This is a genomic window from Burkholderia sp. Ac-20392 (assembly GCF_017104585.1).
Classification (GTDB): Bacteria; Pseudomonadota; Gammaproteobacteria; order Burkholderiales; family Burkholderiaceae; genus Burkholderia; species Burkholderia lata.
On sequence record NZ_JAAGPB010000917.1, the window covers coordinates 1 to 1,849 of the forward strand.

At 69.6% G+C, this 1,849-nt stretch carries 1 protein-coding gene; it reads right to left on the reverse strand.

Features of this window, described 5'->3' with window-relative positions; translation table 11 throughout:
* Positions 1 to 107: 107 nt before the first annotated feature.
* On the reverse strand, positions 108 to 1,849 hold a 1,742-nt coding region (locus G3N99_RS39685; protein WP_206125130.1), incomplete at its 5' end, for a cellulose synthase subunit BcsC-related outer membrane protein.

The following is a 1,849-nucleotide window of genomic DNA, read 5'->3' on the forward strand; positions in this document are numbered from 1 at the left end:
CGGCCGCCGGCCGGCCCCGTGCCCAGCAGCGCACGCAGGCGGCCCAGCAGGCCGGCGGCGCCGAGCGCGGGACGGGTGGCATCGAGTTCCGTAGTCACGGCGTTCCCCTAGTAATCCGAATAAAGCCGCACTGGCGTCGGCGTGACGAGCCAGCTGCGTTGCGCACGCGCGTCGAACGCATAGCGCAGATACACGAGCGCCGAACTCGGCGCGTAGTCGTGCGACCGGTCGACTTTCAGTTGCGCGCCGACGCTCAGGTGCGGGTTCACGCGGTACTCGACAATGCCGTTGATGCCGTACGAGAACGACACGCCGCGCGTCGAGCTGCCCGCGTACACGAACCCGGCCGCCACCTGCGCGGCCCGCTGGTCCGCGGACATCGGGTAATACAGCGAATCCTTCTCGTAGCTGTTCGAGATCCCGCCCGTGAAGGTCAGGTCCCACGACAGCGCATCGTGCCGCCCCGCCCATTCGATCGGCACGCCGAGCGACAGGTAGCGTTGCGGGCTGTAGTAACCGCCCTGCCCGTACGTGTAGTAGCGCAGGTTTTCCGCGTAGTGCCACGCGTTGCCGACCAGCCCGGTGCTGACCTTCATCGTCGCGCGCTCGTACACGGGCATCGTAAAGCCCGTGCGCAGCGTGACTTCCGCGTTGCGTTCGACGTTGCGGCCGGACAGCACGCCCGCGCCGAGTTCCGCGAACAGGTTCGTGCGGCCGACGTCGACCGACGCGCGCAGGGTCACGCCGTCACGGCGCACGCCGCCCCAGACTGCACCCGTCCATGGATCGCGCATCCCCGAGTACGACAGCACGCTGCTCGTTTCCGGCCGCCGCGACGCATTCACCGAGAAACTGGCCGGGCCCGCGTCGAAGCGATAGCGCACGCCGCCGACCAGGTAATGCACCGGGAAACCGAGCGGCGACGTACCGAGGTCGAAGCGCCATGCGTCGGTCAGATAGCCGGCGCCGAGCGCGACACCCGTGGCCGTCTGGTGCAGCGAGCCTGGCGGATTCGCGATCGATGCAGGGGTCAGCGCGTTCTGCGCCTTGAGCGCCGCGTAGCTGCCGAACGTACTGAGCGAATACGCGTTCGGGTTGCTCGTGTCGAGCGTGCCCGGATCGAGATGCACGGTGTCGATCTGCGCGAACACGTGCCCGTCGTAGCGGATCGGCATCTGCATGTAGATCGGCACCTGCTGCGCGCGATACGACGAGATGCCTTCGTCGCCCGACTTGTACGCGGGCGTCCAGCCGGTTTCGATCTCGGGATTGCGCCGCTGCGCGAGATCCGCGAATGCGGCCTGCGCAGGCGTCAGGCCATCACGCCCCGGGCTCACGCCCGTCGTGCGTTCCTGCGACTGCGACAACCGGTACAGCGGCGCCGCATCGTCGTAGCGCCCCTGCGCCTCGGCCACGCGCCCGGCCGCGACCGTCACATCCGGGCGTGACGGATACGCGGCATGCAGCCGATCGGTTAGCTGCACGGCCTCGTCCGGGCGACGCAGCGCATTCAGGCGGCGCACGGCCGACAGTTGCGTGTCGACGTCGTCGTCCGGCGTGCGGGCCAGCACCGCCTGCACGCGTGCAAGCGCCGCGGCCCGATTGCCGCTGTCCTCGTCGATGCGGGCCAGCGCGAGCTGTGTATCGGCATCGTCCGGCGTACGGGCGACGACCGGCGCGAGCGCCGCGCGCGCCGCGTCGTAATGGCCTTGCGCACGTTCGAGATCGGCCAGTTCGAGCGCATAGCGCTTGTCCGCGCGGCCGGCCGGGCTCGCACGATCGAGCAGCTTGCGCGCCTGCGCGTAATCCTGCTGCGCGATCGCGTCGTCCGTCTGCCGCAGCACGAGGC